Annotated in this window: 23 protein-coding genes, 1 tRNA gene and 1 pseudogene; 14 read left to right on the top strand and 11 right to left on the bottom strand. The window is 69.9% G+C overall.

Annotation, left to right across the window (positions count from 1 at the left end; all coding sequences use genetic code 11):
- Positions 1-28: 28 nt before the first annotated feature.
- The 7 genes from EJC77_RS09210 to EJC77_RS09180 are packed head-to-tail and all read right to left on the bottom strand — an operon-like array spanning position 29 to position 7,299.
- On the bottom strand, positions 29-1,189 hold the full coding sequence (locus tag EJC77_RS09210; protein WP_240630037.1) for a multidrug effflux MFS transporter: 1,161 nt from the start codon (positions 1,187-1,189) through the stop codon (positions 29-31).
- Between the two features lie 40 nt (positions 1,190-1,229).
- On the bottom strand, positions 1,230-2,201 hold the full coding sequence (locus EJC77_RS09205) for an alpha/beta hydrolase (protein ID WP_125611850.1): 972 nt from the start codon (positions 2,199-2,201) through the stop codon (positions 1,230-1,232).
- A 19-nt stretch (positions 2,202-2,220) separates the two neighbouring features.
- On the bottom strand, positions 2,221-3,186 hold the full coding sequence (locus EJC77_RS09200; RefSeq protein ID WP_125611848.1) for an alpha/beta hydrolase: 966 nt from the start codon (positions 3,184-3,186) through the stop codon (positions 2,221-2,223).
- A gap of 25 nt (positions 3,187-3,211) precedes the next feature.
- The gene (locus tag EJC77_RS09195; protein ID WP_205787043.1) at positions 3,212-4,168 is read right to left on the bottom strand and encodes an alpha/beta hydrolase; all 957 of its coding nucleotides are present in this window, start codon (positions 4,166-4,168) and stop codon (positions 3,212-3,214) included.
- The gene (locus EJC77_RS09190; RefSeq protein WP_125611846.1) at positions 4,165-5,160 is read right to left on the bottom strand and encodes an alpha/beta hydrolase; all 996 of its coding nucleotides are present in this window, start codon (positions 5,158-5,160) and stop codon (positions 4,165-4,167) included. The genes EJC77_RS09195 and EJC77_RS09190 overlap by 4 nt, the downstream gene beginning before the upstream one ends.
- 5 nt (positions 5,161-5,165) lie before the next feature.
- Positions 5,166-6,143, bottom strand: coding sequence for an aldo/keto reductase (locus EJC77_RS09185; RefSeq protein WP_125611844.1), 978 nt, complete (start codon positions 6,141-6,143; stop codon positions 5,166-5,168).
- Positions 6,144-6,174: 31 nt separating this feature from the next.
- Positions 6,175-7,299: a zinc-binding dehydrogenase gene (locus tag EJC77_RS09180; RefSeq protein ID WP_205787035.1), complete on the bottom strand. Its 1,125-nt coding sequence runs from the start codon at positions 7,297-7,299 to the stop codon at positions 6,175-6,177.
- Positions 7,300-7,415: 116 nt separating this feature from the next.
- Here EJC77_RS09180 and EJC77_RS09175 point away from each other — a divergent pair, with 116 nt between their 5' ends.
- Entirely contained in the window at positions 7,416-8,801 is a 1,386-nt protein-coding gene (locus tag EJC77_RS09175; protein ID WP_240630034.1) for an amidohydrolase, read from the top strand.
- 153 nt (positions 8,802-8,954) lie between these two features.
- On the opposite strand, the gene EJC77_RS09170 is transcribed toward EJC77_RS09175, so the two are convergent.
- The gene (locus EJC77_RS09170; RefSeq protein WP_205787033.1) at positions 8,955-9,695 is read right to left on the bottom strand and encodes an SDR family NAD(P)-dependent oxidoreductase; all 741 of its coding nucleotides are present in this window, start codon (positions 9,693-9,695) and stop codon (positions 8,955-8,957) included.
- 96 nt (positions 9,696-9,791) lie between these two features.
- Here EJC77_RS09170 and EJC77_RS09165 point away from each other — a divergent pair, with 96 nt between their 5' ends.
- Positions 9,792-10,772, top strand: coding sequence for an aldo/keto reductase (locus EJC77_RS09165; RefSeq protein ID WP_125611841.1), 981 nt, complete (start codon positions 9,792-9,794; stop codon positions 10,770-10,772).
- Here the strand turns inward: EJC77_RS09165 and EJC77_RS09160 are convergent.
- Positions 10,769-11,518 carry an alpha/beta fold hydrolase gene (locus EJC77_RS09160; protein WP_205787031.1) on the bottom strand — a complete coding sequence of 250 codons (750 nt, stop codon included), beginning with the start codon at positions 11,516-11,518 and terminating at the stop codon, positions 10,769-10,771. The two genes, EJC77_RS09165 and EJC77_RS09160, sit on opposite strands and share 4 nt — an antisense overlap.
- 110 nt (positions 11,519-11,628) lie before the next feature.
- Here EJC77_RS09160 and EJC77_RS09155 point away from each other — a divergent pair, with 110 nt between their 5' ends.
- A complete protein-coding gene (locus tag EJC77_RS09155; RefSeq protein ID WP_125611839.1) occupies positions 11,629-12,621 on the top strand; it encodes a methyltransferase in 993 nt (330 codons plus the stop codon).
- A 98-nt stretch (positions 12,622-12,719) separates the two neighbouring features.
- Here the strand turns inward: EJC77_RS09155 and EJC77_RS09150 are convergent, their stop codons facing one another.
- Positions 12,720-13,313: a TetR/AcrR family transcriptional regulator gene (locus tag EJC77_RS09150; protein ID WP_125611837.1), complete on the bottom strand. Its 594-nt coding sequence runs from the start codon at positions 13,311-13,313 to the stop codon at positions 12,720-12,722.
- Between the two features lie 422 nt (positions 13,314-13,735).
- Between EJC77_RS09150 and EJC77_RS09145 the strand changes: the two genes are divergently transcribed.
- The 8 genes and pseudogenes from EJC77_RS09145 to EJC77_RS09115 all read left to right on the top strand — a co-directional run bounded on the left by EJC77_RS09145 (position 13,736) and on the right by EJC77_RS09115 (position 22,950).
- Positions 13,736-15,088 (top strand): APC family permease, encoded by a 1,353-nt coding sequence (locus EJC77_RS09145; protein WP_205787024.1) that lies wholly within the window; start codon positions 13,736-13,738, stop codon positions 15,086-15,088.
- Positions 15,089-15,120: 32 nt separating this feature from the next.
- Positions 15,121-15,879 (top strand): DeoR/GlpR family DNA-binding transcription regulator, encoded by a 759-nt coding sequence (locus EJC77_RS20355; protein ID WP_164520369.1) that lies wholly within the window; start codon positions 15,121-15,123, stop codon positions 15,877-15,879.
- Positions 15,880-15,904: 25 nt separating this feature from the next.
- Positions 15,905-18,508, top strand: a complete 2,604-nt coding sequence (locus EJC77_RS09135) for a GMC family oxidoreductase N-terminal domain-containing protein (RefSeq protein ID WP_164520368.1) — start codon at positions 15,905-15,907, stop codon at positions 18,506-18,508.
- Positions 18,505-19,413, top strand: a complete 909-nt coding sequence (locus EJC77_RS09130; protein ID WP_125611829.1) for an ROK family protein — start codon at positions 18,505-18,507, stop codon at positions 19,411-19,413. The genes EJC77_RS09135 and EJC77_RS09130 overlap by 4 nt, the downstream gene beginning before the upstream one ends.
- A gap of 92 nt (positions 19,414-19,505) precedes the next feature.
- The gene (locus tag EJC77_RS09125) at positions 19,506-20,636 is read left to right on the top strand and encodes a helix-turn-helix domain-containing protein (RefSeq protein ID WP_125611827.1); all 1,131 of its coding nucleotides are present in this window, start codon (positions 19,506-19,508) and stop codon (positions 20,634-20,636) included.
- Positions 20,633-20,806: a hypothetical protein gene (locus EJC77_RS20670; protein ID WP_205787021.1), complete on the top strand. Its 174-nt coding sequence runs from the start codon at positions 20,633-20,635 to the stop codon at positions 20,804-20,806. Before EJC77_RS09125 ends, EJC77_RS20670 begins: the two co-directional genes overlap by 4 nt.
- A gap of 54 nt (positions 20,807-20,860) precedes the next feature.
- Positions 20,861-21,199: a PIN domain-containing protein gene (locus EJC77_RS20665; protein ID WP_205787019.1), complete on the top strand. Its 339-nt coding sequence runs from the start codon at positions 20,861-20,863 to the stop codon at positions 21,197-21,199.
- 734 nt (positions 21,200-21,933) lie between these two features.
- Positions 21,934-22,950, top strand: a pseudogene (locus EJC77_RS09115) (Abi family protein).
- A 222-nt stretch (positions 22,951-23,172) separates the two neighbouring features.
- On the opposite strand, the gene EJC77_RS09110 reads toward EJC77_RS09115, so the two are convergent.
- A tRNA-Lys gene (locus EJC77_RS09110) sits at positions 23,173-23,245 on the bottom strand.
- 161 nt (positions 23,246-23,406) lie between these two features.
- Here EJC77_RS09110 and EJC77_RS09105 point away from each other — a divergent pair.
- The 3 genes from EJC77_RS09105 (at position 23,407) to EJC77_RS09095 (ending at position 25,900) form a co-directional block, all read left to right on the top strand.
- Entirely contained in the window at positions 23,407-24,054 is a 648-nt protein-coding gene (locus tag EJC77_RS09105) for a hypothetical protein (protein WP_125611825.1), read from the top strand.
- A gap of 204 nt (positions 24,055-24,258) precedes the next feature.
- Entirely contained in the window at positions 24,259-24,876 is a 618-nt protein-coding gene (locus EJC77_RS09100) for a DUF47 domain-containing protein (protein ID WP_125611823.1), read from the top strand.
- A 1-nt stretch (position 24,877) separates the two neighbouring features.
- A complete protein-coding gene (locus tag EJC77_RS09095; RefSeq protein WP_125611821.1) occupies positions 24,878-25,900 on the top strand; it encodes an inorganic phosphate transporter in 1,023 nt (340 codons plus the stop codon).
- The last annotated feature ends 73 nt before the right edge of the window (positions 25,901-25,973 follow it).

Below are 25,973 nucleotides of genomic sequence, written 5' to 3'. Positions count from 1 at the left end.
CGTACGTGACTTGGGCCGAGTCTTGATGTCATGCGTGGCGGGCGCGGCGGCGGACGATCGTGAACGCCAGCGCGCCGGCCACGAGCACGGCGCCGGCGATGGTCAACGCCATGGTTGCCGCCGTCGCCCCGCCCAACGCGGCGAGCGGAGACACGATGGGACCCACCACGAACATGGCCATGCCGAACATAGCGGCCGCCGTCCCGGCCCGTTCACCATGCCCGTTCATGGCCAGCGTGGTCGTGTTCGGCCCGCTGATCGACCCGGCGGCCAAGTAGGCCGCCAGGCACAATAGGAACACCAGAGGCGGCGCCGAGAGCAGGGCGGCCGCCAGCATGGCCAACACCACGAGCACGGTGGCCCCGTACCCGGCCAGGTAGGTGCGCAGCGGCCCGAGACGGCCCACCAGCGCACGGCTGACCTGGGACCCGCCCATGTTGGCCAGCGCGTTGAGCGCGAACACCAGGCTGAACAGCTGCGGCGTGAAACCGAACTGGTTCTGCATGACGAAGCTGGACATCGACAGGTACGTGAAGAACCCGACCCCGCTGGCGGCGGACGTCACCAGCAGCACCACGAACAGCCGGTCCCGGGCCAGCTCCCGGAATTGGCGGGCCGTGCCATGGAACCCGGCCGCGGTGCGCTGCCCGTGCGGGTGGCTCTCGCGCAGCAGGGTCGCGGCCAGCACGAACAACAGCGCGCCGATCCCGGCCAGCACGCCGAAGATGCCGCGCCAGTCCATGGCCCGGGCCAGCTGGCCGCCGGCGATCGGGGCCAAGATGGGCGCCGAGGCGCTGACCAGCGCCAGCAGCGAGAGCATCTTGGACAATTCGACGCCGCTGAACAGGTCGCGGGCGATCGCCAGGGTGATGACGACGCCGGCGGACCCGGCCAGTCCCTGCAGGAACCGCACGGCCAGCAGCACCTCGATGTTCGGTGCGAACACGCAGGCCAGTGAGAACAGCGCAAACAGGCCGACCCCGATCAGGAGGGGCCGCCGTCGTCCATACCGGTCGCTGAGCGGGCCGGCGACCAGCTGGCCGACGCCGAGACCGATCATGCACACCGACATGGTCGCCTGGGCGAGCGTGTCCGTGGTGTGCAGCGAGGCGGCCAGGTGCGGCAGCGACGGCATGTACAGGTCCATCGACAGCGGCCCGAACGCCTCCAGCGCACCGAGCAGCAGCACGGTGCGCCGGAGGGTCCCGGTGCGGCGAGCTCCAGTGTGCTCACCTAAGGCCAAGGGTGCGCCGGATCCAGCTGTCGCGGGCCGCGTTGGCGGCCTGCGAGACGACCGCGTCCGGGGAGAATCCGGAGAAGCCGTGGTAGGCGCCGGACCACACGTGCAATTCGGCCTGGCCTCCAGTCGCCCAGATGCGGGTCGCGTAGTCCACGTCCTCGTCGCGGAACACCTCGGCGCTTCCGACCTCGATGTAGGCCGGCGGCAGGTTCGACAGGTCGGTGGCGCGGGACGGCGCCGAGTACGCCGACACGGCATCCGTGAACCGGGTCACGCCAAGCAGCGCGCTCCAGCCGGTGTCGTTGTTGTTGCGGTCCCAGGCGCCGATGCCGTCGTACTGGTAAGAGGAGACGGTGTCGTTGCGGTCGTCGATCATCGGGCAGTTCAGCAGCTGGCCGGCCAGCTTCGGTCCCTTGCGGTCGCGGGCCATGAGTGCCACGGCCGCGGACAGGCCGCCGCCCGCGCTCGCACCCGAGACGATGATGCGCCCCGGGTCGACGCCCAGCTCGGCGGCGTGCCCGGCGAACCAGACCAGCCCGGCGTAGCAGTCCTCGGCGGCGGCGGTGCCCGGATGCTCCGGCGCCAGCCGGTATTCGACGGCCACACCGACGACGCCGTGGCGCAGCGCCAGGTCGATCAGCTCGCCGGTGGCGAAGAAGCGGGTGCCCAGCACCATGCCGCCGCCGTGGATGCCCAGCACGCCGGCGCCGGACACGGCGCCCTTCGGCCGGATGATCGTGATCTCCACATCGGGGGCGCCGGCCGGGCCGGGGATGACCCTGTTCTCCCAGTCGAGCGGGAGGTCGCCGACCTGCTCCTCGATCGGCTGGATGATCGTGGCGAAGTGCGCCCGGTTCTCCAGGATCGTGTGCTCGCGCAACGGGATCCGCTCGACCAGGTCCAGGAAGAACGCGAGCCCCTCCTCGAGCTCGGGATCGTACGGAACCGGCACAGGGGTCATGACTGTCCTTTCGCTGGGGTCAGAGGGCGAGGATGCGGCGCATCCAGCTGAGCCGGGCGGCGTCGGTGGCCCGGGAGACCTCCGCGCCGGGGGCGATCCCGTTGGAACCGTGGAAGGCGCCCTGCCAGATGTGCAGCTCGGCCTGGCCGCCGGCCGCCCAGATGCGGCTCGCGTAGGAGATGTCCTCGTCGCGCAGGGCCTCGCAGGCGCCCAACTCGATGAACGCGGGCGGCAGGCCGGAAAGGTCGGTGGCCCGCGCGGGCGCCGCGTAGGCCGGGACATCCGCCGACCCCCGGGCGTCGCCGAGGTAGGCGGTCCAGCCCGCGTGGTTGGCGCCGCGGTCCCACACGCCGACGTCGTCGAACTGGTGCGTCGATGGGGCGTCGTTCCGGTCGTCGAGCATCGGGCTCACCAGGATCTGCCCCGCGATCGCGGGACCCGAGCGGTCGCGGGCGAGCAGCGACACGGCCGCGCTCAACAGGCCGCCGGCGCTCGCGCCCTGCACGACGATGCGTGCGGGGTCGATGCCGAGCTCCGCGGCGTGCCCGGCCATCCAGACCAGCCCGGCGTAGCAGTCCTCGACGCCGGCCGGGTACGGATCCTCCGGGGCGAGCCGGTACTCGACCGTGACGGCGACGACGCCGTGGCGCACGACGAGGTCGATGAGTTCGCCGACGCCGAAGAAACGGTTGCCCAGAACCGTCCCGCCGCCGTGGATATTGTAGACGCCCGCGGCGCCGCTCGTGCCGGCCGCCGGGCGGATGACGGTCAGCGCGACGTCGGGCGCGCCCGCGGGCCCAGGCACCGAGACGTGCTCGAAGGCGACGGGCGCGTCGCCGACGACCGCCTCGATGGGGGCGGTCAGGGCGGCGAAGCGGGCGCGGCTGGCGTGGATGTTCCCAGTGCGCAGCGGGGTGCCCTCGATCTCCCGCTGGAAGAAGGCCAGGCCCGCGAGCAGCTCGGGGTCGAAGGGGACGGTGGTCATGGGGTCCTCGATTCGGTGGGAGGTTTCAGCGGGCCAGCATGCGGCGAAACCAGCTCGAGCGGGCGGCCAGGGCGTCGTGGGCGAGCCGGGTGTCCGGGTGGAACATCTCGAAGCCGTGCGTGCCGCCGGACCAGATGTGCAGTTCGGCCTCGCCGCCGGCCGCCCAGATGCGGGTGGCGTAGGCGAGCGCCTCGTCGCGGAGCGTCTCGGCGGAGCCGAGTTCGATGTAGGCCGGCGGCAGGCCGGACAGGTCGGCCGCGTTGGCCGGGGCCACGTACGGCGAGACGTCGTCGCCCGTGACCAGGTCCCCGAGCACGCAGTCCCAGGAGAGCACGTCGATGTGCCGGCTCCAGGGCCCGTCGGTGGGGTACTGGTGGGTGGAGACGGAGGTGTTGCGGTAGTCGAGCATGGGCACCAGCAGCACCTGGCCGGCGATGGCCGGGCCGCCGTTGTCGCGGGCCTGCAGCGCCATCGAGGCGCTGAGCAGCCCGCCGGCGCTGCCGCCGATCGTGAACAGCCGCCCGGCGTCGAAGCCGAGCTCGCCGGCATGCCCGGCCATCCAGTCCAGCCCCGCATAGCAGTCGTCCATGGGTGCCAGGTACGGGTGCTCCGGGGCCAGCCGGTACTCGACGTTGACGGCAACGAAGCCGAACTCCTCGACCAGGTCGACGATCCGGCCCGTGTCCATGTGGCGGGTGCCCATGATGAGGCCGCCGCCGTGCATGTTGTACAGGCCCGGGGCGTCCGGCCGCGGCTCGGCGGGCCGGATGATGGTGACCTCCAGCTCGCCCGCGGGCCCCGGGATGAGCCGCTCCTCCGCCCGGACCGGCCGGGCGCCGATCACCTCGGCTGCGGGCGGGAAGAACCCGGCCATGCCGGCCCGGCTCGCCACGAGGGTCTCCCGGGTGATCGGCTCGCCGGCCGGCTGCCCGGCCATCCGCGCCGCGATCTCCGGGTCGATGGGGACGGGGACGGCCCTCACCGGATCCCCAGGACGCGGCGTAGCCACGAGCTGCGGGCCGTCAGCGCGGCGCGCGTGATCTCCGTGTCCGGGGCGTACATGTCGAAGCCGTGGAACCCGCCGTTCCAGACGTGCAATTCCGCCTGTCCGCCGGTGGCCCAGATGCGTGACGCGTACTCGACGTCTTCGTCGCGGAACATCTCCGCGGCCCCCACCTCGATGAACGCCGGCGGCAAGCCGGAGAGGTCCTGTGCACGGCTCGGCGCCGCGTACGGCGACGCCTCCGTCGAGGAGGCCAGCTCGGCGCCGAGCACGCACTTCCAGGCCAGCAGGTTCGCGTCGCGCTGCCAGGTGCCGATCCCGTCGTATTGCCGGCTGGCCACCGTGGTGTTGGTGTTGTCGAGCATGGGGCACAGCAGCAGCTGCCCGGCGATCGCCGGACCCTGGCGGTCGCGAGCCAGCAACGCCACGGCCGCGGAGAACCCGCCGCCGGCGCTGCCGCCCATGACCACGATCTTCTCCGGGTCGACGCCGAGGTCCGCGGCGTGCGCGGCGAACCAGGCGAACCCGGCGTAGCAGTCCTCCACACCGGCCGGGAACGGGTGTTCCGGGGCCAACCGGTATTCGACGTTGACGACGACGACGCCCAGTTCCAGCACCAGGTCGACCAGGCGGCCGGTCTCCCAGGAGCGGTGCCCCACGATCATGCCGCCGCCGTGGATGTTGTAGAGGCCGGGCACGGTGGCGGAGGCGTCGTGCCCGCGCGGGCGAAGGATGGTGATCTCGAGGTCGGGGGCGCCGGCGGGGCCGGGGATGAGCCGCTCCTCGGTCTCGACCGGGCGGTCGCCGATCGCGTCCGCCGCGGACGGGAACATGTCCGCGGCGCCGTCGCGCATCAGCGGCAGCGTTTCCGCGGTCATGGCGGGCAGCGGTGCGGCGGCCATGGCCTCGAGGATGGGGGCGAGCTCGGGGTCGAAGGGGACGGGTGCGATTGCGGTATCGGTGCCGGTCATGGCGGTTACGGTCCTTCCGGGTCGACGATGCCCGCATCCGCCCAGAACGGGGCGACGAGTTCGCGCAGCCGGGCGGCGCCGACGCGCTCCACGAGGGCGATCGCACCGATGTTCTGTTCGAGCTGCTCGAGGCGGGTCGCTCCGAAGAGCGTCGTCGTGTTGGCGGGGTGGGTGAGGGTGAAGGCGACGGCGAGCTGCGCCGGGGTGGTGTCGAGTTCGCCGGCTAGTGCGGTGACGGCCGGCACGGACTCGATGATCTTCGCCCGGATGCCGCCCGGGTCGCGCCCCACCTCGCGGTCGGGGTTGACCTTTCCGGCCAGGATGCCGCCCTCCAGGACATCGGAGGACTGCATGGTGATGCCCTGTTCCCACAGCTTCGCGAATGGCTCGCCGTCCGGGATGGAGCGCCGGGACAGGCTGTACTTCAGCTGCGTGATCTCGGGGCCGGGCACGCCCTCCTCGCGGGCGATGTCGATCAGCGACTGGATGTTCGTGGCCGACCAGTTGTTCACGCCCCACGCCCGGATGATGCCCGACTTCTGCAGCCCGGCGAGGTCCAGCACCAGGTCGCGCAGCTGAAGGTCGTCGCGGCGCAGGTCCCCGAGCACCACCAGGTCGGCGTAGTCGGTGCCGACGCGGAACAGCGCGCCCTCGAGCTGGGGCCGGAAGCCGCCGTCGCCGTAGCCCTCCAGCCACAGCTTCTCGGAGAGCAGGTATTCCTCGCGCTTCACGCCAGCGGCGCGGATGATCGCGGAGAACAGCACGTCGGTGACGGCCGGCGGCATCATGCCGGGGAAGCCGTAGACGCCGACGTCGAACAGGTTGATGCCCGCGTCGACGGCGGTGCGCACCATCGTCACCGCGGTCTCAAAGTCCATGCGGTCGTAGGTGTGCCAGGAGCCGAGCGAGAGCACGGAGGCTTCGATGGCGGTGGTGCCGATGGCCCGGCGCGGCACCAGGGTGGTGGACTGCGTGGCAGACATGGGGGTCCTTTCGGTCAGGCGGGTGTGCGGGTTACGGGAGGCGGGGGTCGATGACGGCCTTGATTTGGCCCAGCCGGGACATGTCCGCGATGCATTCGCTCGCCCCGGACAGGCCCACCGGCTCGCTGAACAGGTCTTGCCACGGCATGCGGTCCGCGAACGTGCGGAAGAACTCGGTGGCCCGGTAGTAGTCGGAGATGTCGCCGTTGAGCGAGCCGACGATCGTCATCTCCTTGCCCATGACGGCGCCGAGCGTGATGGCCTCGCCCGTGGGCCCGGTGGAGCCGACCACCACGAAGGTGCCGCGCTGGGCGGCCATGGCCACGGCCTCGGGGCCCACCGACGGGGCGCCGGCGAAGTCGAGGATCAGGTCCGCGCCCATGCCGGACGTCAGTTCGTTGACGGCGGCGATGGTCGCCTCGGGGCCGGCGGCGATGTCGACCACGTGGTCGGCGCCGAAGCGCTTCGCCATGGCCAGCCGGTCCGCCGGTGCGCCGACGGTGATCACGGTGCCGGCTCCGGAGATGCGTGCGACGGCGGTCGCGAACAGTCCCAGCGCGCCGCTGCCCTGGATGACCACGCGGGAGCCCGGACGCACGCCGCCGGCCCGGTCGAACGCGCGCAGCACGGTCTTCGCGGCGCAGCCGGCCATGGCGGCCAGCGTGTCGTCGAGGCCCTCGGGCAGCAGCAGCTTCTCCGCGTTGGGCGTCACGTAGCAGGTCTCCACCAGCCCAGCGGTGGCGTACGGCGGCACGTCGGAGCGCTGCATGAAGCCGTAGCCGCGTCGCGAGCAGGCCACCGGCTCGCGCAGCACCCGGCAGCCGAAGCATTTCCCGCACGTCGACTCGGACCAGCCGATGCGGGCGCCCACGGTGATCTCGCGGCCCAACGCGTCACGGGCGCCCTCGCCCACGGCGATGACCTCCCCGACCATCTCGTGCCCCAGGACCATGGGCAGCATGCCCGGGAAGCTCATCTTCCCGGACCAGATCTCGATGTCGGTGCCGCACAGCGTGGTGCGCGTGATGCGCACCAGCGCCGCACCGGGCTCGATGTCCGCCGGCAGCGGCAAGTCCTGGATTTCGAGCGGTTCACCGTGGGCCGTGAGCACCGCGGCCCGGGTGCTCGTGGGAATCGTCTGGGGGGAAGTCGTCATGGTCGTCTCCTCGGTGACTGGTCAGGCGGTGCGGGGCGGGCTGTGATCCACCGCACCATTGTGGGATAGTCTACATACGTTGACTCAAATTGCGAACCCGTCCCCAAGGAGAAAAAGTGCTGCAACAAGTGGCTCCCGACCACACCCGGGCACTCCCCGATCGTCCCGCCGATCTCGTCGTGCGCGGCGGGCCGATCCTCACGCTCGACGGCGACGACCGCGTCGTGGAGGGCCTCGCCGCGCACGACGGCCGCATCACCTGCCTCGGCGCCGGCGCCGAGGCCCTGATCGGCCCGGACACCCGGGTGATCGACCTGGCCGGCCGGGCCGCCCTGCCGGGCATCAACGACTCACACCTGCACGGCGCCTGGCTGGGCGCCCTGTGGCCGAACACCATGTTCGGTTCGGACCTGGCCCCGGAGGAGGCGCACGGGCCGCTCGTGACGAACGCGGCCGAACGCCGCGCAGCCATCCTGAAGGCCGGGCGCCTCATCGCCTCGCTGGGCATCACCAGCTACACGGAGCCCGGCCTGGGCCCGGGCGAGGACGCCGGCCCCACCGGCTGCTTCGGCGAGGATGTGCTGCGCGAGTACCTGGCCCTGGACGCCGAGGGCCTGCTGACCGCGCGCGTCAACGTGCTGCTGCTGTTCGGGCTGCTGGACGGGGGCAGCACGGTCGACGACCTGGCCGCCGGGCTGGCACGCATCGACACCCGCACGCCCAACCCGGAGACGCTGCGGATCGCCGGGGTGAAGGTGTTCGCCGACGGCATCCCGCCCATGCACAGCGCCTGGATCCACGGGCACTACCCGGATGGCAGCCAGGGCGCGCCGTTCACGGGCGGCACGGACGCGGCCGACGGCGAGGAATCGCTGCGCCGGATGATCACACTGGTCCACGAGCGGGGCCTGCAGGTCGGCGTGCACGCCACGGGCGACCGCAGCATCGACGTCACGGTGGACACGGTGGCGTCCCTGGCCGCGGCGGGCCAGGCGCCGTTGCGGCACTACATCATCCACGGCGACCTGGCCACGCCGGAGACGCTGGCCCGGATGGCGCCGCTGGGCATGGGGCTGAACGTGCAGGGCGGCATCGCCCACCACACGGCCGCCTGGGTGGCCGGCGTGCTGGGCGAGAAGACCGCCGCCGAGGCCTGGCCGCTGCAGGCCGCACTGGACGCCGGGGTGCCGCTGGCGCTCAGCTCGGACGCCCCGGTCACGGTCCCCGACTGGCGGGTGGGGCTGGCGGCGGCGAACGAGTGGATGGGCCCGGCCGCCGACGCGCGCACCCGCATGCGCGACCTGCTCCGCGCCTACACGGTCACGCCGGCCTGGCAGGACGGCGCCGAGGGCTGGAAGGGCAGTTTGCGCGTGGGCCATGTGGCCGACCTGGCCGTGCTCGGCGCCAACCCGTTCGACCTGTCCCCCGCGGACCTGCCCGGCGTGCCGGTCGACTACACGGTGCTCGGCGGCAAGGTGGTCTACGAGCGCACCGGTGATTGAGCCCGTNCGGTGGTCGAGCCTGGGCCCACGGCCGCGAGGGGCCCCGCCCGAGCTTGCGAGGGTGGGGAGCGGCTGGGGAGCGAGACCCCGGTGATTGAGCTTGTCGAAATCACCGTCGAGACCCCTGATTTCGATGCTCAATCACCGGCCGGCTCAGGTGAGCAGCTGGCCGCCGTCCACCGGCAGGCTCACGCCGGTGATGTGCCCGGCGTCGGCGCTGGCCAGGAACACCGCGGCCGCGGCCACGTCGGTGGTGGCGGCGAGCGCCTTCAGGGGGATGCGCGACTCCCAGGCCGCGCGCGCCTCGGAGCCCTCCGGCATGGCCATGGCCAGCATGGGGGTCAGCACGGGGCCCGGCGCCACGGCGTTGACCCGGATGCCGTGACCGGCCAGCTCGATCGCGGCCCAGCGGGTGAGCGAGTCGACGGCGGCCTTGCTGGATTCGTAGCCGCCCATGCCCGGGGTGGGCTGGCGTCCGCCGATCGAGGAGATGTTCACGATCACCCCGCCCTTGCCGGCGGAGATCATGGCCTTGGCCACGGTCTGGGTGACCAGGAAGGTGCCGAGCACGTTGACGCGCAGCGTGGCCTCGTAGTCGGCCGGGTCCAGTTCGGTGATGGAGCCGTGCAGCGAGAGCAGGCCGGCGTTGTTGACCAGCACGTCGATGCCGCCGTGCCCGGCCGCGGCGTCCGCCAGGATGGCCGGGGCCGTGTCCCTGTCGGTGATGTCGACGATCAGCGGCGTGGCGCCGATCTGCGTGGCCACGGCCGTGACGGCCTCCGTGTCCAGGTCGGCCAGGATGACGCGGTCCCCGCGTTCGATGAATGCCTCGGCGATGCTGCGGCCGATCCCGCCGGCGCCGCCGGTGACGATGACGTTGCGTGGACTGCTCACGGTTCCTCCTTCACGGGCGCCGCCGGGATGGGGCGCATGGCGTTATAGTATACGCACGTAGACAAAAAACTTGTTCGCACCCCCAGGGAGACCCCGATGGCACTCACCCAGACCGTTCCCACCCGCCCGCTCGGCCCGGGCGGCCCCGACGTCCCCGTGTTCTCGCTCGGCTCCTGGAACACGTGGGACCGGATGGAGTTCGACGACTCGGTGGCGCTGATCGCCCGCGCCGCGCAGGCCGGGGCCGCGTTCTTCGACGTGGCGCACTACAACATGGGCCCGCACGCCGAGAACGCGCGCACGGACATCATCTTCGGCAACGCCGTGCGCGAGGCCGGGCTGGCCCGGGCGGACTACAGGCTGTGCGGCAAGCTGTGGCTGTGGGAGTACCCGACCACCGGGTTCGCCGACCAGATGACGACGTCGCTGGAGCGCATCGGCATCGAGAAGGCGAACGCCGTGGTGGTGGGCGACTACATGGGGCCGATCGACGTGCGGCGGATTGTCGACGACGTCGCGGCCGAGATCGCGGCCGGCCGCTTCGATTCGTGGGGCGTGAACAACTGGGCCATCACGGACCTGCGGTTGGCGCTCGACCACGCGGCCGCGCAGGGTCTCACGCCGCCGTCGTTCGCGCAGCTGAAGTATGGGCTGGTGCGACGCACGATGGCGGAGGGGTCCTCCTACAAGCCGCTGTTCGAGGCCGGCACGCTGGCGCTGCAGGCCTCCGACATCTTCGAGGGCGGCATCCTGGCCGGCAAGCTGACCCCGGCGCGCAAGATCGGCGCGGATGTGGGCGGCATCCGCGAGCGCATCGTCGCCGCGTACCCCGAGGTGGCGCGCATCGCCGAGGCGCTGGGTGCCACGCCAACGCAGCTGGGCATCGCCTTCGCGCTGGCCAACCCGGCGACCGCGAACGTGCTGTTCGGCGTCAGCAGCGTGGCCCAGTTCGACGACAACCTCGGCGCCCTGGACCTGCTGGAGCGGGTCGGCGCCGGCGCGCTGCGTGAGGCGACGGCCGGGCTGTGGCTGGACCGCGACGTCAACGCGGACGGCACCTGGCCGGCGCCTTCCTAGGCGAGGAAGTCGATCGCGGCCTTGCGGAGCTCGGGTGAGTCCAGCGCGCCGCGGTGGTCGCCGGGCACGCGCGTGAGCGAGGCGACGGGAACCAGCGCCGCCAGTTCCTCGATGCCGCCGGTCATCATGTCGTCCGCGCCGGCCACGAACAGGGTCGGCACGGCCGGGGCGTTGCCGGCCGGGGCGAACGGTTCCGCGGCGAGCCCGCCGATGAGGTTGATCAGCGAACCCGTGTCGCGCCCGGAGGCGCCGACCATCTGCGCCATCATGCCGACCAGCGGGTTGGTCGGCTCGGAGGCGCCGACAACGACGGCGCGCAGCTCGTCGGTGTCCACCATGGCGAACGGCTCCATCGGGCTGATGCCGCCGAGCACCAGGCGTCCCACGCGGCCGGGCGCCGCGGCCGGCAGCTCCCAGGCCAGCCGGGCGCCGAGCGAGTAGCCGATCACGTCGGCGGTGGCCGCACCGGTGTCCGCCAGGACGCGGTCGACGACGGCGGCCAGCTGGGCGACGACGCGGGCGGTTTGCGCCTCGGCCGGGTTCGCGACGGCAGGACCGTCCCCATGGCCGGGCAGGTCGACGACCGTGACATGGTGGCCGGCGGCGGCCAGGTCGGCAGCCCAGCCGGTGGCCGTGAAATCCTCGGCGCCCGACGAGGCGAACCCGTGGATGAGGACCACCGGGCGTGCCGCGGCGGTCCCTGCCGATAGCGTGTGGACGGCGGCGAGGGGTGCGTACTGGGTCACTGGTTCTCCTGGCTGGTTGGGGCGGACTTCTGGCCTGCTGGACCTATGGACACTATTAGTCTACGCATGTAGACTCTGGTTTCACTACCCCCAACGAAAGGTGCCCGACCGTGACCACGTCCACCAAAACCGCCACCCCCGAGGCCATCGTCGACATCGCCATCGGCTTCATGGGCGCCAAGCAGCTCTTCGCCGCGAGCCGCATCGGGCTGTTCAACGCCATCGACCAGGGCGCGTCCACCGTGGAGGAGTTCGCCGCGGCAACGGGCGTGGCGGCCCAGCAGGTGGGTATCCTGGCCGACAGCATGGCCGCCCAGGGCCTGCTCACCCGCCAGGCCGGCCGCTACGCGCTGACCGCCGACTCGGCCGCCTACCTGACCGGCGAGAACGCCGAGCTCGATCTGGCCCCGTTCCTGGCCTTCCTGGGTACGATCAGCTACGACCAGTGGCGCGGCTACGACAAGACGGTCGACACCAACGAGGCCGGCACGCTGGCACTCGACGAGGCCGGCTGGGGCGAGTTCATGAACGGGGTCATGACGTACAACGAGCTGCACGCCGAGATGTTCGCCCGCCACTTCGACTTCTCCCCGTTCCGCAACGTGCTGGACTTGGGTGGACTGAGCCCGGCGTTCGCCATCAAGGCGATGTTGGGCAACCCGGAGCTCACGACGCGCTTCGTCGTCGCGCCCGACTTCGCCGCCAGCGTCCAGGCGGCCGTGGACGCGGCCGGCCTGGCCGGGCGCGCCCAGGTGGAGGGAGCCGACACCGAGACGGCGACGCCGGCCGGCGACCATGACCTGGTCATGGTCAACCACGTGGCGCACCGTTTCGACGATGCGACAAATCGCCGGATCCTGGCCAACGCCCGGGCCGCCGCGGCCCCCGGGGCCACGCTGGCCATGCTTGACTTCTTCCTCGACGACGACGCCGTGCAGCGCAAGATCGACGCCCTGCACGCCGGGGAGTACTACAACATCGACGGCACGGTCGTGTACCCGGAATCCGTGGTCCGCGACTGGCTCGCCGCGGCCGGCTGGTCGCCGGTCGAGGTCATCACCCTGCCGGGCAGCCCGCGCATCCTGGTGGCCAAGGCCGTCTAGGCTTCACCGCCTCGCTCGCGTCCGTCGCCGGCGTTCCGCCGATCTTGGGGAACGCCGGCGACGGACGCCGTGTTGCGGGCTCTTCGGCACCCCGCGCGCTACGGCTCCCGGAGCCGGGTGAAGAAGGACGCCAAATTCGCCTCTTGGCGTTTGATGGTGAATACGCCCGGTTCGAGCAGCGTCAGGATGTTCGCGCCCACATTCATCATGATGATTTCATCAATTAGCTCGTCGTCGGCGGTATTGGTGACGATATCCCCGTCCTCGCGCCCCTGCACAATGTAATTCCCGAGCGCTGCCCGCCACGCCGTGAGGTGCTTGGAATAGGTGTCGTGCAATTCCTTGTTGGAGACCGCGCGCTCCCAGAACGACAGCAGCACCCGGCCGGCCGTGATCCGCTCCGGATCGGTGGGCATGGTGGCCACGCACATGGCGCGCAGCGCCTCAAACCCGCGCTTTTGCCCCAGCTCGGCGTCGAGGTGCTCGGTCATCATGCCGAGCGATTGCTCGTAGGTGCCCTGGATGATTTGGTCCTTGCCGGTGAAGAAGTGCTTGAGCGCACCATTGGCAAACCCGGCCCGGCGGGCGATCTCGCGCATTGTGGCGGCCTCGATGCCGCCGTCGACGATGAGTTCACGGGTGACGTCAATGACTTCTTTTCGACGCTGGTCGTGATCGATTTTCCTGGGCAATGCGGCTCCATTTGTATCGTGCCGATTTTGGGTGTTGGGCCGGACTCCGGCGCTTCTCCAGCCTAGTCCGTCCACGGTTGCTTGTCTTATTGGGGGAATTCCCGGGGCCTGTACGTCGGCGGCCAAACCGGCACCGGCGCCGCCCCTCTGGCGGCGTTGGCCCGGCAGACCGACAGGCCGGGCGGGTCCCGATGCACAACTCGGCGGTAACAAAAAATCGAACGAAACTGGGTTGAATCTAACGCATTGTGTGTCATACTGAACACGTCAAATGTTCGGATCACCTGATCCGGGCGGCGCGTTTTCGGTCGTTCGAAGGAGAGCCCATGTCTACCGCGCAACCCAAAGCCTCACCCCGGACCGCCCCGAGCGGCCAAGAATCAGGACTGCGCAAGGGCTCGATCGGGCTCGGCGGAGCCTTGATGCAGTCAATTGCCCAGATCTCCCCGACACTCGGGATCTTCTACACGATCGCGTTCACGACGGGGCAGGCCGGGGTCAGCGCACCGCTCACGTATCTGGCCGCCTTCCTCGTGTGCCTGGTGATCGCCGTGCCGATGCTGGGCCTGGCCCGGCACCTCCCGTCGGCCGGCGGCTTCTACACCTACGTCTCGGCCGGCATCGGTCCGATGGCCGGCTTCATGACCGGTTGGCTGTACGCCATCATGGTCACGATCGTGCCGGCGGCGCTGTCCGCCTTCACGGGCGCCGTCCTCGAGGATGAACTCGGCGGCAAGTACGGAATCGGTGTTCCCTGGTGGGCCTATTCCGTCGTCATCCTGGTCATCTGCTTCGCCTGCGCCTACCGGGGAATCGTGATCTCGATCAAGTTCCTCGTGGTGATGACCTGTTTTGAAATGGCCGTTGGCCTGGGCCTGGCCGTGGCCGGCCTGTCGATGCCCGGGAAGGGTGGGGTGAACCTCGACGGTTTCAATCCCGCCAACATCACGAACGGCTCGGGTTTCTTCCTGGCGATCGTGTTGTCCATCTTCGCGTTCACCGGCTTCGAGAGCGCGGCCGTGGTGGGTGAGGAATCACGGGATCCGAAGCGCATCATCCCCAAGGCCATCATCGGTTCCCTGGTCCTCATTGGCGTGTTCTATGTCGTCACGGCCTGGGGCCTGCAGATCGGCTGGGGCACACAGAACCTTGCGGCGTTGGCGGACTCCCCGACCGCACCGGCCTTCGTGCTGGCCGACCGTCTCTTCAATGGCGCATCGATCATCATCCTGATCGCCCTCGTGAATTCCGGCCTCGGTGTTTGCATTGCCTGCACCACCAGCGCCACTCGCACCCTGTACGGGATTGCCCGCACGGGTGCGCTCCCCGCGATCCTGGCGCGAGTACAGCGCAAGCACCGGACGCCGATCGTCGCCGTGTACGCCCAATCGATCATCGCCATCATCATCTGCCTTGCGGCCGGTATTCCGATGGGGCCATTCAACCTGTTCAACCTGCTGGGTACGACGGGAACCTTCGTTTACATCCCCATCTTCATCCTGATGAACATCGCCGCCTTCATCTTCTTCTTCAAGCGCCATCGCGACGAGTTCAGCGTCTGGGCCCACGTGGCGGCACCGATTGTCTCGACCGTCGCGCTCGTGGTCATCGCCTACAACAGCATCGTTCCGCTGCCGGACTTCCCGGTGCTGCTGGCACCGTTCGTCGCCCTGTTCTATGTGCTGCTCGGAGTGGCGTTGCTCGTCTTTCGCAACCTGCGGCCCGGACGGCGAGACTGGATGCAGCACGCGGGCGAGCTGCCCGATGTCGACTAAACCGAAATCGCCCGGCCCGAAGGAGCACCCCTGTGAACGCCGAGACACGCCAACAAGACATCCTCAAGCAGCTGAACAACCGTGGCGAGGTCACCATCGCCGAACTCAGCGCCCGCTACAACGTCTCCGAGATGACCGTGCGCCGCGACCTGACCCAGCTGGCCTCCGCCGGCCTGGTGGTCCGCACGCACGGAGGGGCGGCACCGGCGGCCAGCGGGAGTTTCGAGCCTCCCTTTGCGCTTCGGTCCCGCACCAACAGCGAGGCGAAGCGCCGGATCGCCTTGGCCGTCGCGCGCCAGGTCATCGATGGCCAGACGGTGATTCTCGACGGCGGCACGACGGCGGTTGCCATCGCCGAGGAGCTGGTGGGGCGCAACATCACGGTCTGCGCCCTCAATCTCCGGGTGGCGGACATCCTCTCGGCCGACTCGGCCACCAGGGTGATGGTTCCCGGCGGGCAGATCCGCGCCGGGGAGTCGAGCATCATCGGCTCCCAGGCCGAGACCTCGCTGCGGGGATTTCGGTTCGATCTTTACGTGATGACGGCGTCCGCAGCCTCGGCGGACGCCGGCTTCACCGAATGGAACGTCGAGGACGCGGCCGTGAAACGGGCCGCGCTCTCCGCATCGCGACGCACCATCGTCGCACTGGACGGATCGAAGTTCGCGAAGGAAGCGTTCGCGCGCATCTGCGGCCTGAACGACGTCGACCTCATTGTCACGGACGATGCTGCCACCGCGCAGCAACGCAAGGAGTTCTCGGTGGCCGGTGCCGAGCTCCTCATTGCATGAACCCCACCGGATCCAAGGAACAACCATGAACACCACCGCTCCCCTGCCGGCTACGGTCGACACCCTCGTGATCGGCGGCGGCACCGGCGGCGCCGCCTTCGCCGGCGTGCTCGCCGCCCACACCGACCAGACGATCCTCCTCGTCGAGGCCGGCCCGGACTACGGCAAGAAATCCGGCGGGCAATGGCCCGCCGACATGCTCGACGCCCGGGCCATCCCACTGTCCCACGACTACGACCTGCACACGCCACGGTCGGCCGGCGAGGGCGTACTGGACCTGCCCCGGGCGCGCATCCTCGGCGGCTGCTCGTCGCACAACGGCTGCACGGCGTCCATCGGCGCCCGCCACGACTACGACGACTGGGCCGCCCGGGGCAACCCGTCCTGGACCGCCGACCGGGTGGCGCCCCTTCTCGAATGGGTCCGCGACCGGTTCCGCGTGAACCGCTACACCGAGGCCGAATTGACCCCGCCGCAGCGCGCCTTCGTCGAAGCCGGCATGGCCACCGGGCTGCCGTTCGCCGACGACCTCGACGACCTGGCCGCGGCGGAGGGCATCGGCCCGATGCCCGTGAACATCGTCGACGGCGTGCGCTGGAACAGCGCGTTCGCGTTCCTGGACGCCGTCCGCGAGCGCCCGAATATGACCATCGAAGGCAATGTCACGGTCGATCGCATCGACATCGCCGACGGCCGCGCCCGCGGCGCCTTCGTCACCCAAGGTGACGGCACGACGTCGTACATCGCCGCCCAGCGCGTGGTCCTGGCCGCCGGCGCCTACCACTCCCCCGCCCTGCTGCTGCGCTCCGGGGTGGGGTCCGCGGACGAGCTGCGTGCCCTGGGCATCGAGGTCGAGCGGGACCTCCCCGGCGTGGGCAAGCACCTGCTGGACCACTCCTGCATCCAGCTCGACTTCGCCGGCCGGCCCGGCCTGCTGGAGGAGTTGGCCGCACTGGAACTGCACCCGGACGAGCAGGCGCTCGGCCGTGCCCGGTCAAGCGTCTGCGACGACGGGCCGTACGACATCCACGTGTTCATGGTGGCCGGCGCCAACAGCGGCCACCCGGGCCTGCCCCCGATCAGCCTGTACGGCGGGGCGATGCGCGCCAAGTCCGAGGGCACGGTCACGCTCGGCCCCGGCCTGGACGTGGTGAACCCGGTCATCGACCACCGCTACGGCACCGACCCCGAGAACCACGACAGGACGGTCCTGCAGGAGGCCCGTGACCTGCTCGAACGCATGGTGGCCCGCGAGGAACTCGCGCCCATCCTGGGCGAGCGGGTGATCACCGGGCCGGCCGACCCGCTCGAGGACATCGTGAACTACTGCCACCCGGCCGGCACCTGCAAGCTCGGCCCGGCCAGCGACCCGCTGGCCGTCGTAGCCGACAACGGCCAGGTGCACGGCGTGCGGGGGCTCTTCGTCGCCGATGCGTCGATCATGCCCGCCATCACCCGCGGCAACATCAACCTGCCCACCGCCATGATCGGCGCCAACATCGCGGCCCTGATGGCCGGGGCCGCGCCGGTCGAGGTGGTGGACGCGAACCTGGCCGCCCCGGCGCGGGTGTTGGCCGCCCCGCCGCGCGGCCTGTCCGCCAACACGTCGTTCGAGCAGGACATCGCCGAGCAGCCCCGCGCGCTCGCGCGCCTCGCGGATTCGGGCGACTACCGTGCCCTCCGTGCGATCGCCGGACGCCCGTGGCAGCGCATTGTCTTCACCGGCATGGGCAGCTCCCACTTCTCGGCGCTGCCCACGTGGCGGGCCCTGGCCGCCACCGGCCGGCCCACCTGGTGGGTCGACTCGGGCCAGCTCCTGGATTCGATCGAGCTGCTCACTCCGGACACGCTGCTGGTCGCGACGTCCCAGTCGGGCGCCAGCGGTGAGATCGTCGAGTTGCTTGAGATGGTCCGGTCCGGTTCGGCAAGCGTGGGCGCGCTCGTGGGCGTCGCGGACGACGAATCCAGCCCCCTGGCCCGGGCCTCCGACGTGTTCCTTCCGCTGTTCAGCGGGCCGGAGGCGACCGTCAGCACGAAGAGCTACCTCAACACCCTGGGCGTCCACCGGCAGATCGCCGCCGCGTTCATGGGCAAGGATGCGGCCCCGGTCAACGATGAGATCCGCGCGGTCGCGGCGATCGTCGAGACGGCGATCGGTGAAACGCGCCTGGGCCGGCTGGCCGAACGGATCATCGCCGCCCCCGGCCGGCGGATCGCCGCCGTCGGGAAACGCGACGATGCGGCCACCGCGCTGCTCGCGGGCCTGATCACCAAGGAGGCCTCCAAGGTGGCCATCGAGGGGTTCATCGGCGGGCAGTTCCGGCACGGCCCGTTCGAGCTCGCCGGACCGGGGCTCACGGCGTTCCTCTACGGCGCCGACTCGTCCTCCGATGACGAGACGCTGCCCCGGCTGGCCACCGACCTGCTCGACACCGGTTCGACGGTGGTCCTCATCGGCGACGTTGAGCTCGACGGCGCGATCACGATCCCGGCGGCGGGGGCCACCACCCTCGAACGGTTGGCGACGAACGCCGTCGTCGCCGAGCTCGCCGCGGTGGAGCTGGCGCGGGCCAACGGGGTTGTCCCCGGAGACTTCGCCTTCGGCAGCAAGGTCACAACGATCCTATGAATGGCACCCGCGGCGGCCTCTCGGTCGGCATCGACCTCGGCGGCACCGGTTCGCGGTTCGTGGCCGTGGACGACGCCGGCCGGGTCGCGGCCCGTGCGTCCGTCGCCACGCCCAAGGACGGTGCAGGGCAGGTCCACGCGTTCCTGGCCCACCACATCGAGGACGTCCTGGCCGGGCGACCCGCACACAGCATCGGCATCGGCGCCAGCGGGCCCATCGACGCGGACGGCACCATCCGCAACCCGGAAACGCTGCCCGCCTTCACCGGGATCGACATCCTGGGACCGTTGCAACGCCGTTTCGGCGTGCGCCCGGCCATCGACAACGATGCCGTGACCGCGGCGATCTTCGAGACGTCCAACGGTGTTGCGCGTGACCGCGCAAGCGCGCTCGTGGTGACGCTGGGGACCGGTGTGGGCGTGTGCGCGATCCGCGGCGGGCTGCCCGTCCGGGGCGCCGACGGGGTGCACCCGGAAGCCGGCCATCTCAGCGTGGCCGGCGCCCATGCGCCGTGCTATTGCGGCCGGGGCGCCTGTTGGGAGCAACTTGCGTCCCGGTCGGCGCTCCAACGGGACGCGGGACGCCTGCTCGGCTCGGCGACCGGCACGCCGGCGGACATCGGCACGGCGTTTGGAAACGCCCTGGCCGGCGACCCCGCGGCCCGTGCGTTGTTTGATTCGTTCGGGCGGACCGTGGCGGCCGGCCTGGCCGACCTGCTCACGGTGCACCGCAGCGCATGCGTTGTCATCGGCGGCAGCGTGGCGCAATACCACCGCGCGTTCATGCCGGCGCTGGAGCGGGCACTCGCGTCGGTCACCGGGTGCTTCCCGGCGCCGGAATTGCTGATGTCCGACGGCGACGAGTACGCAGGTGCCTTGGGTGCGGCGCGGGTGGCGTCGGGGTAGACGCGGCGAGGGCTCGGTCCGTGGGCCCCTCGGCGTTGTGGCGGACCGTCGTGGTCTGGCGACGCTTGTCGCGATGTTCTAGAATCGCACATATGATCCTTGACTCAGGTGGACTTGGAATGCGCGTTGCCCAGGCACGTCAGCGCGCCGGGCTCACGCAAGACGATCTCGCCCCGACAGTAGGGCTGGAACGTTCCGCCCTTGCCAAGATCGAGACCGGGGCCCGTCGCATCACTGCCCTGGAGCTGGCCCGGATCGCCGAGGCGGTCGGTGAGCGAATCGAATGGTTCGTCGATGAGGCTCCTCCCGCCATCGTGTCCCACCGAAACGCGGTCGATCCCGGCGAGCCGAGCCCACGCATCGATGCCGTCATCGAGCGTGTTGTGCGTGCCGTGGAGTTCGTCGCTCAGCACGACGCCGAGTTGCGGGGGACGCTTCGGGCGATTCCTCCCTTGCCCGAACCGACGACCTTGGCGGAGGCCGAAGCGCTGGCTCGGCAGGCGCGCGAGGAAGTCCTCAATGTGGAACCCGGCGAATCCCTTCACGGGCTGGGCGCCAAGCTCTCGGCCGCCGGGGTTCTGACGTTCGTCGTCGATCTCGGGGCGGATGCGGCCGATGCGGCAAGCGTCCTTCTTCCTGCAGGTGCCGTGGCCATCGTCAACGGCACGTTTCACACCGGACGACGGCGGCTGTCCTTGGCCCACGAATTCGGCCACGTTCTCATCGCCGACGAGTACACCGTCGACTGGCGCATCGACAACAGCATTGAGGCAAATCGCCGGGAGCATGGGCTCGATCGGTTCGCCCGAGCATTTCTGCTCCCCGAAACGTCACTGCGCGAGAAGTGGCGGGCCTGGTGCGCTGACGACAACAGCGACCTGCGCGCGGCAGCGGTGCGAACTGCCAGTCATTATCGCGTCGACATGTCAACATTGGCTCGACGCCTGCGCGACCTCAACCTGATCAACGATCGCCAGGCCGGCTACGTGCGGACGGTCCGGACGGGCCGGGCCGACCTCGTCGAATACGATCTCGTCGTCGCCGATGAACTGCCGGGTGGCGAGCTTCCGCGGGAGTACGCGGCAGCCGTTCTCCGCCTGTTCAAGTCCGAGACGATCAGTGACGTGCGCGCCCTGGACCTGCTGCTCGACACCTGGAACGCCGCCGATCTGCCGGTCCTGCCGCCCCGGACCGAACAGGAAATCTGGCAGTTCGTCTCGTGACCGACGAAGACGATGGCGAGTTGGTCATCGACACCGGACCGCTCAGCCATCTGGCCGAAGCGGGCTGGCTCGGCGTCCTGAGGACGATCGCGGGCAGCCGGCGAGTCGTCATCCCCGATGCCGTCGAGTGCGAACTGCGCCAAGGGCTGCACACGCACCCGCACCTATAGTCCGTCCTCGACGCCGCTTGGATCGGGACATCCACGCTCACTTCGGACGTCGAATTGGCCGCTTTCGCGCACTTCTCCAGCCTGCTGGTCGTGGGAACGCGCAACATCGGCGAAGCCGCGGTTCTCGCGTACGCCCATGTCCATCACTCCACCGCCGTCCTCGACGACGGTGTAGCGCGACGCGCCGCACAAGAGGCCGCCGTCAGCTTCCAAGGCACGTTAGGGATGCTCTGCCAAGCCATCCGGGAGGGTCTTCTGACCGTTGCTCTGGTGAGTGACTTGGCCGACCACCTGATGGAGACCCAGTACCGCCTGCCATTTCGTCCGGGAGATTTCGCACGCTGGGCGAACGAAAACGGTCTGCTGTCCCCCGATGCCGACGGCCGGCCATGACCGTTGCAGACCGGACCCCGGCAGGAGTGGACCTTGCGGGTAGCTTCTCAAACACGCGGCAGCCGGTGAAAACGCTGATTCGCCAGGTTCTCAAGGGGTCTGGGATGCGTCGTGCGCGTGGGCGGGGTCCGACATCCACGATACGCGTGGTCCAGTCGTGAAGAATTCGGTGAAGTCTCAAATACGGTTGAGCCCACCGAGGCGCGCCGAAATCGTCGCGGACTACGAGGCCGCGATGCCGGTTCGGACGATTTGCGCAAAGTACGCGGTGCACCGTGGCACCGTGTCGGTCGCCGGTTCCCCGCCCGACGAGCGCGACCGGGCCTTCCGGGCATTGGTCGCCGCCCTGATCGGTCTGCCGCCGCTGGCCCGAAACCTGACGCTGCGCGAACACCTTGCCTTGGTCGCGTCCTCGTGGGGGCTGCCCGAGGCCTGGGTACGCGCCGACACCCTGTTGTCCGAATTCTTGCTGGACAAGCTGGCATTGCGCTTCCCGCACGAGCTGTCGTCGGGGCAAACACAGCTGTTCGCCGTGGCACCGTCACCCGGCTCTTCCCGCACAGGTTTCCCACCATGTTCGGCGCCGCCATCGGTCGCGCCACGCGAAACGCCCTCGAGCTCCCCGATGCCACCCATCCCACGGAAATCACGATGCCGCGGTCCTGACGCTCCGGTGCCGCGGTCGGCAGGTGTTAGACTGATGTCAATCGTTCAGCCCGCCCAGGTCTCCTGGTGTGGGCTGGATCTCTTTCGGAGGGGTTCATACTGACGTGACGCAGCCCGTCAAGCCCTTCGCGAGCATCGACGAGCAGGTCGATGTCCTCGCGTCACGCGGACTTGCGCTGGATCGGACTGTCGCCGAGCAGTGGTTGAGGAGCGTCGGCTACTACCGGCTGAGCGGATACTGGTACCCCTACCGTGAGATCGGTGATCCATCGCAACAGGCGCGCCGCGATCACTTCGTCCCAGGCGCGGGCTTCGATGATGTGGTCCGGCTGTATGAGTTCGACCGCAAGTTGCGCACGCTCATCCATGACGGCATCGAGCGCATCGAGGTCGCGCTGCGCAGCCACGTGAGCTACCGGATCGGCTCGATCGGGCCGCTCGCTTACCGAGACACCTCCATCTTCCGTCCCACCTTTGATCACGACATCTGGCTGGCTACGGCACGCCTTCGGGCGGCCCGCGCCCGCAGGCATAGCGAACCAATTCGTCACCACGAAGCGAAGTACAACGGTGAACTGCCAATCTAGGTGTTGACCGAGGTGCTCGACTTCTCCGATGTCTCGAAGCTCTACGACGGACTCCGCGCCCGAGACCAATGGGCGATCGCCGAACGGCTGGGCATCACCATCGACGACTCTGGCCTCAGCGCGAACCAACAGAAGAAAACCAGGAAGTCGCATCCGCTCGCCCGGTGGCTCGAGCAGCTGACCGTCCTGCGCAACACGTGCGCCCACCACTCCCGTGTCTGGAACCGCTCCTTCGCCCCGGTCAGCACCGCGGCCCTGCGCACGCTCGACGACCTGCGCTCACTGCCCGAGGGGCAGAGCGAACGCCTCTACGGGGCGCTGACCGTCATGGGATTCCTTCTACAAGGAATATCTCCAGGAACGACCTGGACCGCGAAGGTGCGCTCACTCATCGAAGTCTCCTTCATCCCAATTCCCGCACGCGCTGTCGCAGAGATGGGCTTCCCCAGTCACTGGCACCAAGAGCGATTGTGGTCGGGTCCTTCGCAGACCCCGTAAGGCTGGTGTGATCGATAGGGCCGTAGTGCCACCACGCATTGGATACTCGACGGCCAGCCGCAAATGGCGCCGCCGACGGATGGCGGCAACTTCGCCGATCTCCGGCCTCTCCCCGCCCACGAGACTGCCCGTCGGTTCAGAGTCGCGCATACGACCCTCTCGCGCACAGCCGGACGCCAGGTGAGCGTTCCGAGATGACCGCCCAGACGACCATCTCGTTAGTGGGCCCTGTGGGGCTCGAACCCACGACCCACGGATTAAAAGTCCGATGCTCTACCAACTGAGCTAAAGGCCCGCACTCGGCCACCAAGGCAGCCAGCATTAATGCGGCGCCACAGTGGTCGTCAACCATCGTATCGCACCCAAGCAACCGACCGGAATCGCCGGAAATTCGTCCGTCCACAGCGCCCCGCGGCGGTTCTCGACCCCGTCACCGCACGGGGGTAATGTCGAATCATGAACCAAGGACCAGCCACGCGTGCACCCCGTCCGCACAAGCCGCGGCCGTTCGCGCCGGCGGATTTCGAGCCGTTCGCAGGCGGCACGGATCCGGCGCGCGTGTCCGAGGCCGCGCACCTGGCCGCCCAGGCGCTCGTGCGCCGCGGCCGCGAGTCGGAGGACCCGGAGGTCCGCAAGCGCCTGGTCAAGCTGGCCGACCGGCAGGGCCTGGAGGCCATCGCCGAGATGTGGGCCGCCAGCCCGGCCCGGTCGCTGCCCGGCGCCCTGTGGCGGCTGTACGCGCTGCGCGCCGCGACGAAGCAGGACGCCGAGGGCATCAGCGTGTTCTTCCGCGCCGGCCAGAAGACCGCCCAGGTCTCCAGCGCCGTCGCCGGCGTGTCCGAGCCGCCCGGCGCCGAGGAGATCGCCACCATGGCGGATGCCATCCTCTCCGGCGCGTTCGACGGCGACTTCGATGTGGCGCTGGAACGGTTCGCCGCGTTCTGCCGCGTCGTCGCCCTCGGCCAGGCGACCATCGCCGACGAACGCGAGAAGTCCAACGGCGAGCACGCCACGGCGCTGACGCGCAAGGCGCACCAGCTGGTCCGCACGGCCGAGGACCTGGAGGGCTGCGCGGCGGCCTGGCGCAAGGGCGAGCTCGACTGAACGATCCCGCAAGGGGTTGTCCACAGGGGCGCAGTTGACAGTCAGGCGGCGACGTAGAAAACTGAAAGTGGTGTCGAACCGTGGAACCCCCGGGCTCCATCTTTTAGCCGCTTCGAGCGGCCTAACGCCGAGAGGCGCTCCCCGGTTCGACACCATTTTTCTGTCCCGCCTGACCGCCATGGACCGCTCACGTGAGGCTCAATCTTGAAGTTCCGACTGTTCCCCCAGGAGACCGCCGGGCTCGACATCCTGCGCGGCATGGCCGAACACGTCCTGGCCGGCACCCAGACGCTCGCCGAGTTGCTCGGCGCCGCCCGCGACGGGCACGGGGACCTGGCCGAGGAGATGCGCCGGCACGAGGCCGCCTCGACCGCCAACTTCGCCACGCTCATGACCACCATGCGCACCAGCTTCATCAACCCGCTGCCGCGCGAGGACCTGTTCGCGATCGGCCGCGGACTCAACGAGGCCGCCGAGACGCTCACCGGCGCGGCGGAGGTCATCACGCTGTTCAGGCTGGAGCGTTTCCCCGGCCGCGCCGGCGACCAGCTGGAAATCCTGGCCCGCCAGGCGGAGCTGACCGTCACGGCCATGGCCCGCACCGAGGACCTCGACTCGCTGGAGGACTACTGGCTGGAGGTGCTGCGGCTGGCCAAGCGCGCCGACCACACGCACCGGGCGTTCCTGGCCGAGCTGCTGGCCGAGCACACGTTCGTACAGTTCACGAAGTACCGCGCGCTGGCGGACCAGCTGGCGCAGGGCAGCTTGAACATGCGCCGCGTCGCCACCCGGATCGGGTCGATCATCGTCAAGGAATCGTAGGGTGGTTGTCCTCCTGCTGGTCGTCGTGCTCCTTGGCGCGGCGATTTTCGCGTTTCTGAACGGTTTCCGCGACGTCTCCTCCGCCGTCGCCCTTTCCGTGCGCACGCGCGCACTCACCCCCACCATCGCGGTGCTGCTCGCGGCGGTGTGCAACCTGGCCGGGGCGTTGCTGAGCGTCGGCTTCGTCCAGGCCTTCGCGGGCCGGCTCTTCACCGTCCCGGCCGGACGGGACGGGCTGATCCTGCTGCTCGCCGCCCTTGCCAGCGCCTGCCTGTGGGGCGTCTACCAGTGGTGGCGCGGCTACCCGTCGTCCTCCACGCATGCGCTCATCAGCGCCCTGCTCGGGGCGTCGCTGGGGTCCTCGCTGATCGGCCGGCACGGGCTCGAGGGCATCGACTCGACGCTGCTGACGCTCGTGGTGCTGCCGCTGCTGCTGTCCCCCTTGGTCGCGTTCGCGCTGTCCTTCCTGGCCGTCTACCCGGCGCTGTGGGCGGCACGGAACACGGCCCCGCACGAGGTGAACCGCCGCACGCGCCAGATCCAGTCGGTCACCAGCGCCGCCGTCGCCTTCGGCCACGGCCTGCAGGATGGCCAGCGTACGACGACGGTCGTGCTGCTGGCGCTGGTGGCCGCCGGTGCCGCCGGGGTCGGGGAGGTGCCCGGGTGGGTACCGGTCTTCACGGCCGTGCTGCTGGCCGCCGGCACGCTGTGCGGCGGCTGGCGGATCTCCTACACGCTGGGGCACCGGCTGGTCCGGATCGACCCGATGCGCGGATTCGTGGCCCAGCTGGTCGGCGCCGTGCTGCTGTTCGTCGGGGCGCTGGGCCTGAGCCTGCCGTTATCCACCACGCACACGGTCACGGCGGCGGCGGCCGGCGCCGGGGCGAACCAGCGCTTCAGCGTCACGAACGGCCCGCTCATGCTGCGCATCGTCGGCGCCTGGGTGGCGACCATCGTGGTGTGCGCACTGGCCGGGGGCGCGTTCTACCTGGCCCTGTCGCCGCTGGCGGGCGCGTCGAGGTAGCGCCAAGACGTCGAGGTGCACGGATATTTCCGTGCACCTCGACGTCTTGGCGCTACCTCGGCACGCGGACGAT

It is taken from the genome of Specibacter cremeus, assembly GCF_003946885.1.
In the GTDB taxonomy this organism is placed as follows: Bacteria; Actinomycetota; Actinomycetes; order Actinomycetales; family Micrococcaceae; genus Specibacter; species Specibacter cremeus.
The sequence above is the reverse complement of the archived record's forward strand: the minus strand, read 5'-3'. Positions and strand labels throughout refer to the sequence as shown.

Coding starts and splice junctions, on each gene's coding strand:
- EJC77_RS09205 (WP_125611850.1), bottom strand. CDS start 2,201: ATGACCCCTGTGCCGGTTCCGTACGATCCCGAGCTCGAGGAGGGGCTC.
- EJC77_RS09200 (WP_125611848.1), bottom strand. CDS start 3,186: ATGACCACCGTCCCCTTCGACCCCGAGCTGCTCGCGGGCCTGGCCTTC.
- EJC77_RS09190 (WP_125611846.1), bottom strand. CDS start 5,160: ATGACCGGCACCGATACCGCAATCGCACCCGTCCCCTTCGACCCCGAG.
- EJC77_RS09185 (WP_125611844.1), bottom strand. CDS start 6,143: ATGTCTGCCACGCAGTCCACCACCCTGGTGCCGCGCCGGGCCATCGGC.
- EJC77_RS09180 (WP_205787035.1), bottom strand. CDS start 7,299: ATGACGACTTCCCCCCAGACGATTCCCACGAGCACCCGGGCCGCGGTG.
- EJC77_RS09165 (WP_125611841.1), top strand. CDS start 9,792: ATGGCACTCACCCAGACCGTTCCCACCCGCCCGCTCGGCCCGGGCGGC.
- EJC77_RS09145 (WP_205787024.1), top strand. CDS start 13,736: ATGCAGTCAATTGCCCAGATCTCCCCGACACTCGGGATCTTCTACACG.
- EJC77_RS09135 (WP_164520368.1), top strand. CDS start 15,905: ATGAACACCACCGCTCCCCTGCCGGCTACGGTCGACACCCTCGTGATC.
- EJC77_RS09130 (WP_125611829.1), top strand. CDS start 18,505: ATGAATGGCACCCGCGGCGGCCTCTCGGTCGGCATCGACCTCGGCGGC.
- EJC77_RS09125 (WP_125611827.1), top strand. CDS start 19,506: ATGATCCTTGACTCAGGTGGACTTGGAATGCGCGTTGCCCAGGCACGT.
- EJC77_RS09105 (WP_125611825.1), top strand. CDS start 23,407: ATGAACCAAGGACCAGCCACGCGTGCACCCCGTCCGCACAAGCCGCGG.